The organism is uncultured Sphingomonas sp. (assembly GCF_964244265.1).
Lineage (GTDB): Bacteria > Pseudomonadota > Alphaproteobacteria > Sphingomonadales > Sphingomonadaceae > Sphingomonas.
Genome location: NZ_CAXTHV010000037.1, coordinates 22,232 through 28,875 on the forward strand (window position 1 = coordinate 22,232; position 6,644 = coordinate 28,875).

Annotated in this window: 6 protein-coding genes; 2 read left to right on the top strand and 4 right to left on the bottom strand. The window is 68.7% G+C overall.

Annotation, left to right across the window (positions count from 1 at the left end; translation table 11 throughout):
* Positions 1-8: 8 nt before the first annotated feature.
* The 3 genes from ACFE7K_RS13790 to ACFE7K_RS13800 all read right to left on the bottom strand — a co-directional run bounded on the left by ACFE7K_RS13790 (position 9) and on the right by ACFE7K_RS13800 (position 4,607).
* Positions 9-1,691, bottom strand: coding sequence for a diguanylate cyclase domain-containing protein (locus tag ACFE7K_RS13790; protein ID WP_375398774.1), 1,683 nt, complete (start codon positions 1,689-1,691; stop codon positions 9-11).
* A gap of 274 nt (positions 1,692-1,965) precedes the next feature.
* Positions 1,966-4,287, bottom strand: coding sequence for an ATP-dependent Clp protease ATP-binding subunit ClpA (gene clpA, locus ACFE7K_RS13795; protein WP_375398775.1), 2,322 nt, complete (start codon positions 4,285-4,287; stop codon positions 1,966-1,968).
* 125 nt (positions 4,288-4,412) lie between these two features.
* Positions 4,413-4,607: a DUF1192 domain-containing protein gene (locus ACFE7K_RS13800; RefSeq protein WP_375398776.1), complete on the bottom strand. Its 195-nt coding sequence runs from the start codon at positions 4,605-4,607 to the stop codon at positions 4,413-4,415.
* Positions 4,608-4,677: 70 nt separating this feature from the next.
* Here ACFE7K_RS13800 and ACFE7K_RS13805 point away from each other — a divergent pair, with 70 nt between their 5' ends.
* On the top strand, positions 4,678-5,679 hold the full coding sequence (locus tag ACFE7K_RS13805; RefSeq protein WP_375398777.1) for an NAD(P)H-quinone oxidoreductase: 1,002 nt from the start codon (positions 4,678-4,680) through the stop codon (positions 5,677-5,679).
* 160 nt (positions 5,680-5,839) lie between these two features.
* Here ACFE7K_RS13805 and ACFE7K_RS13810 read toward each other — a convergent pair whose 3' ends face one another.
* Complete coding sequence (locus ACFE7K_RS13810; protein ID WP_375398778.1) at positions 5,840-6,088, bottom strand: hypothetical protein; 249 nt, start codon at positions 6,086-6,088, stop codon at positions 5,840-5,842.
* 207 nt (positions 6,089-6,295) lie between these two features.
* Between ACFE7K_RS13810 and ACFE7K_RS13815 the strand changes: the two genes are divergently transcribed.
* The coding region (locus tag ACFE7K_RS13815) for a cell cycle transcriptional regulator TrcR (protein ID WP_375398779.1) at positions 6,296-6,644 on the top strand (349 nt) is incomplete at its 3' end.

Sequence of the window (6,644 nt, forward strand, 5' to 3'; positions counted from 1 at the left end):
GCGCAGGCTTACGCCGCGAGCTGCGCGGCGTCGCGGGCGCGGTCGCGGCCGGCCGCCTTGGCGGCGAACAGCGCCCGGTCGGCCTGGCGATACAGCATCTTCCAGTCGACCTCGCGCACCAGCGGCCCGGTGCAGACGCCGATCGAGGAGGTGACCACGACGTCGAACGGCATCCGCTCGCCGCGCAGCCGGTCGAGCACCGCCGATGCCGGCATCGCCTCGGCCGCGTCGCACAGGCAGACGAACTCCTCGCCCCCGATCCGCGCCACCAGCGCGCCCGCCGGCATCGCCTGGCGCAGCGCGCGCGCGACCACGCGCAGCACCTCGTCGCCGCCGTCATGGCCGATCGTCTCGTTGACCTGCTTGAAATGGTCGATGTCGAGAACGAGCAGGGTCTGGTCGCCCTCCCGCCCGATCGCGCGGCTCAGGAAGGCACGACGGTTGAGCAGGCCGGTCAGCGGGTCGGTGTCCGCCAGCAGCCGCGCGGCGATCTCGTGCTCGCGCGCCTCGTCGCGTTCCACGCTCAGCACGCGGATGCGATAGGCGATGGCGAGGCTGGAGGTCAGCGCCTCGATCGCCATCGCCATCAGTGTCGAATTGTCGACCAGGAAGCTGTAGCCGATCAGCCCGAAATTGTTGGCGATCCGCACCGTCGCCAGGCCGATCGGCCCGGCCCAGGCAAAGGCGAACAACCACAGGTAGTTGCTCCGCAGCCGCCACGCGCGCCACAGGATGGGGATCACTGTCAGCAGCAGCAGGATGAAGCTGCAGGCGCCGACCTGATCGAGCAGCTTGGCCTGCCAGGGCGCACACAGGACGAACGCCACGGCGGTGCCGAGCACCGCGGCGCACGCCGCCCACACCGCGCGCCCGACCCAGCCCGCGAACACGCGCGGCTCGAAGAAGAAGCGCGCGAAGGCCAGCGCCGACGTGCCCGACAGCGCCAGCGCGAGGTAATTGACCCGCAGCCGGTCGTTGTTGGCGATCCCCGGCCATGCCCAGGCGAGTGCGCCCGAGGAGGACAGCGCATACACCATCAGCGCCGCCACCATCACGCAATAGGCGAGCTGGAACCGGTGCCGCAGCGCGCCGTAGAGCGCGACGTTATACAGCAGGAGCGATGCACACAGCCCGCCGAAGCCTGCGTAGAGCGCGGCCAGCACGATGTTGGAGCGCGCGCTCTGCGCCGGCGTCGCCGCGTGCGCCCCGACGAGCACGCCGCGCATGTTGGCCGAGCCATCGATGCGCCACAGCAGCCGCGTCGCCGCGACGCCCCTGACCGGCAACTCATATTCGACGATCGCGCCGAGCTGGAGACGGCGCGAGGTCGCCCGTCCGTCGCCGGCGAGTCGGATGGTCCCGCCATCGGCGTAGCGCGCGTAGAGCGTCGCGCTTTCCTGCCACAGGCTGGCGATACGGATCCGCGCTGGCGCGTTCGCGCCGATGTTGAGGGGTTCGGACACGACCCAATAATCGCCCGGCCCGAAGCGGCGCTGATCGGTCGTGCAGTCGAAGCCGGCGGGGCGGTCGAGGATGGCCGAGGGCGTCGTCCCCGGCGCAGCGGGCCTGACGCACACCGCGACCGGCTGCCCGACGACGCCCGCCTGCGCCCGCGCCGGATGATGGGCAAGCAGGAGCACGCACGCCGCCGCCAACGCCGCCAGCCACCTCGTAAACGCCCCGATAGCCATCCATTTCGGCTTACCAAACAGGGGTCAAGAGATGGTGAACGCTCCCCCCATCCGGGTGTGGAGCCGGCATCCCCGCCCCGTCATGCCGGCCGACGAGGCGGCATCCATCGTCGGAAATGTCATGCCGCCCGCGCGAATGCCGACGGGAACACGGGGCTGAAATGGACCCCGGCTCAAGGCCGGGGTGACGATGCTCGAACCCGGTCCACCCGGCGCAGTTCGCGTACTTGGACGAGCAGCAGACAAGAAGCCGGGAGCGCACCCCGGCTCCCGTTTACTCCACGACGGGCTCGACCTCCGCCTTGCCCTTCTTCTTGGGCTTCTTCGGCGCGGCAGGCTCGATCTCGAAGCTGAGCGCGCCGTCCTTCATCTTCACCGTCACCTCGCCGCCATGGACGAGCTTGCCGAACAGCAATTCCTCGGCGAGCGGCTGCTTGATCTTCTCCTGGATCAGCCGCCCCATCGGCCGCGCGCCATAGAGCTTGTCATAGCCCTTGTCGGTCAGCCACTTCTTCGATTCGTCGTCGAGCTTGATGTGGACGTTGCGATCGGCGAGCTGGAGTTCGAGTTGGAGGATGAACTTGTCGACGACCCGCGCCACTACCTCGGGCGGGAGGTAGCCGAACGGCACCACCGCATCGAGGCGGTTGCGGAACTCCGGCGTGAACATCTTCTGCACGGCCTGCTCGTCCTCGCCCTCGCGCGTCAGGTTGCCGAAGCCGAGCGTCTCGCGCGCCATGTCCGATGCACCCGCATTGGTCGTCATGATCAGGATGACGTTGCGGAAGTCGACGCTCTTGCCGTGCTGGTCGGTCAGCCGCCCGTTGTCCATCACCTGCAACAGGATGTTGAACAGGTCGGGATGCGCCTTCTCTATCTCGTCGAGCAACAGCACGCAATGCGGGTTCTGATCGACCGCGTCGGTCAGTAGCCCGCCCTGGTCGAAGCCGACATAGCCCGGCGGGGCACCGATCAGCCGCGAGACCGAGTGGCGCTCCATATACTCGCTCATGTCGAAGCGCTGGAGCGGGATGCCCAGGATCGACGCGAGCTGCTTCGCCACCTCGGTCTTGCCGACGCCGGTCGGGCCGGTGAACAGGTAATTGCCGATCGGCTTCTCGGGCTCGCGCAGGCCGGCACGCGCCAGCTTGATCGCGCTCGACAGCTTCTCGATCGCCGCATTCTGCCCGAACACGACGCGCTTCAGGTCGGTGTCGAGCGTCGCCAGCGCCTTCTTGTCGTCGGTCGAGACCGACTTCGGCGGGATGCGCGCCATCGTCGCGATGACCTGTTCGATCTCCTTGGGGGTGATCGTCTTCTTGCGCTTGTTGAGCGGCACCAGCATCTGCATCGCGCCGACCTCGTCGATTACGTCGATCGCCTTGTCGGGCAGCTTGCGGTCGTTGATGTAGCGCGCCGAGAGCTCGACCGCCGACTTGATCGCGTCGGGGGTGTATTTGACGCTGTGATGCTCCTCGAACGCCGAGCGCAGGCCGGCGAGGATCTTGATCGTATCCTCGATCGTCGGCTCGTTGACGTCGATCTTCTGGAAGCGGCGCAGCAGCGCCCGGTCCTTCTCGAAGTGGTTGCGGAACTCCTTGTAGGTGGTGGAGCCGATGCAGCGGATCGTGCCCCCCGACAGCGCGGGCTTGAGCAGGTTCGACGCGTCCATCGCCCCGCCGCTGGTCGCGCCGGCGCCGATCACGGTGTGGATCTCGTCGATGAAGAGCACCGCGTGCGGCAGCTTCTCGAGCTCGTTGACGACCGCCTTCAGCCGCTCCTCGAAATCGCCGCGATAGCGCGTGCCGGCGAGCAGCGCGCCCATGTCGAGCGAATAGATGACCGCAGGCAACAGCACCTCGGGCACGTCGCCCTCGACGATCTTGCGCGCCAGCCCTTCCGCGATCGCGGTCTTGCCGACGCCGGGATCGCCCACATAGAGCGGATTGTTCTTCGACCGGCGGCACAGGATCTGCACCGTGCGGTCGACCTCCGGCCCGCGCCCGATCAGCGGGTCGACCTTGCCGTTCTTCGCCTTCTCGTTGAGGTCGACGCAGAACTGCTTGAGCGCGCTCTCGCCGTTCTTCTTGTCGTTGCCCTTGGCCGGCTTCTCGTCCTCGACCGCGCCCTTGGGCGTCGCGGTCTCGGCCGCCTGGCTGCCCTTGCCGACGCCGTGGCTGATGAAGCTGACCGCGTCGAGGCGGCTCATGTCCTGCTGCTGGAGGAAATACACCGCGTAGCTCTCACGCTCGGAGAACAAGGCGACGAGCACGTTGCCGCCCGTCACCTCGTCGCGGCCCGACGACTGGACGTGCAGGATCGCCCGCTGGACGACGCGCTGGAAGCCGCTGGTCGGCGACGGGTCGGTCTGCTGCTCGACCTTGAGCGCGTCGAGTTCGGTGTCGAGATAATGCGCGACCGTGGTCTTGAGCTCGCCGAGATCGACGTTGCACGCGGTCATCACCTTCGACGCGTGCTCGTCGTCGATCAGCGCGAGCAGGAGGTGCTCCAGCGTCGCATATTCGTGGCGGCGCGAGGATGCGGCTTCGAGCGCCTTGTGGAGCGTGGTCTCGAGCGCGGGGGCGAAAGAGGGCATTCGCTGTTACTCCAATCGGGCCGCCGGGGGAGGCGGGTCCGTCTCCACCAATGTCGTGATGGCACCGCCCCGCATCAAGCGCCCCGGCGACGCGCCGAGGGTGAAGGGGCTCGGCGCCGGCGCGTTCATCGCTTGAATAGCTGGTCGGCGCTGGCGCGATGGCTGACGGCGTGTTCGCATTTCTTACGGCACCGCGCGATCTCGCCTTCCAGCGCGGCGATCCGCGCCTCCAGCTCGGCGACCGAGAGCGGGTCGAGATCCTGCCGGACGAGCTGCGCCAGCAGGTCGGCGGGGCGGGGCAGGGCGTCGTCCAGATCCATCGCGACCACCAGCGTTGACCGACCGCCGGCCCAAGTCAATAAGCGGCGCTCCTCAACGGGACGCGAGCGAATGGCCATTCCCGAACAGATGCACGCGATCGACCCGGACGCCCCCGGCGGCCCGGAGGTGCTGCGGCTGGTCGAGCGGCCCGTCCCGACGCCGGGCCCGGGCGAAGTGCTGATCCGCGTCGCCGCCGCCGGCGTGAACCGCCCCGACGTCCTCCAGCGCAAGGGTGGCTATCCGCCGCCGCCGGGCGCGCCGTCGATCCCCGGGCTGGAGGTCGCGGGCGACATCGTCGCGGCGGGCGAGGGCGTCGGCTCCGAGGTGATCGGCCAGCCCGTCTGCGCGTTGCTCGCGGGCGGCGGCTACGCCCAATATGCGGCCGCGCCCTGGGGCCAGTGCCTGCCCGTGCCCGAAGCGCTGTCGATGATCGAGGCGGCGGCGCTGCCCGAGACGCTCTTCACCGTCTGGACCAATCTGTTCGAGCGCGCCTATGCGACCGATGGCGACTGGGTGCTCGTCCACGGCGGCACCTCGGGCATCGGCACCACCGCGATCGCGCTCGGCCAGTTGTTCGGGCTGACCGTGATCGTCACCGCGGGCTCCGACGAGAAATGCGCCCGCGCGCGGGAGATCGGCGCGGCGCACGCGATCAACTACCGGACCGAGGATTTCGTCGCCCGCGTCAAGGAGCTGACCGGCGGCAAGGGCGTCGCCGCCGTGCTCGACATGGTCGGCGGCGATTACGTGCCGCGCAACCTCCAGTGCCTGGCGGACGACGGCCGCCACGTCTCGATCGCGGTCCAGGGCGGGGCGATGGCGACCGTGCCGATCTTCGAGATCATGCGCCGCCGCCTGACGCTGACTGGCTCGACGCTGCGCCCGCGCGACGTGGCGTTCAAGACGCTCGTCGCCGACGAACTCCACCGCACCGTCTGGCCGCATGTCGAAGCCGGGAAGCTTCGGCCGGTGATCGACCAGGTTTACCCGCTCTCCGAAGCCGCCGCCGCGCACGCGCGGATGGAAGCGGGCGACCATGTCGGGAAGATCGTGCTGGAAGTAGGAAGATAACTCCCCCCGTCATCCGGCCCTGTCATCCCGGCCTTGTACCGGGATCCACTCTCGTGCCGGCCCCGGGCATCGTCGTCGAGCTCGGCGCTCCGGCCTCGGGTGAATGCCGGCACGAAGCCGGCATGGCGAACAACAGCCATGCTATCCTCGCCCGGACCCCTCAGTTGCTGTCCGACTTGTCCGTCGCGACCACCACGATGACGACCAGCGCCGCGAGGATGCCGATCGAGATCAGCGTGCCCGTCGGCACCGCCGCGCCCAGCTTGCTGCCATGCGCCGACGGCGCGCCGGCGCGCACGACCGACAGCTTTGCGGCCGGGTTGGCGGCGGGCGCGGGGGCGGCCGTCGCGGTGGTGGCGGTAACCAGCGCCAGGCCGGCGGCCGCGGCAAATAGCCCCTTAATAGTCATACGGAAAACTCCCTTGTTGCGTTGCGGCGACGCTAGCCCGGCGGCGCGTATCGCCTCAACCCGTGATCGCCGTCCTAACCCGATTAGTAGTGTTCTGTGGCTGCGATGTTACAGCAACCTTGCCGTGGCGCGAGCGGTGGACTAGATCGCGCAGCCATGCAGGGCCGCTCCGTGAAGGGGCGGCCGTTTTATTATCGGAGTAGCCGCATGGCCCAGCCGCTCATGCCCCACGCGACCGCGTCGTGGATGGTCGACAACACCTCGCTCTCGTTCGAGCAGATCGCGGAGTTCTGCGGTCTCCACATCCTGGAAATCCAGGCGATCGCCGACGACACCGCCGCCACCAAGCTGACCGGCCGCGATCCGGTGCGCGCCCACGAGGTGACGCAGGAGGAGATCGACAAGGGCCAGGCCGACCCCAATTACCGGATGCAGATGGTGAAGGGCCCCGATCAGGTCCGCCGCACCAAGGGCCCGCGCTACACGCCGGTGTCGAAGCGCCAGGACAAGCCCGACGGCATCGCCTGGATCATCCGCAACCACCCCGAGATCACCG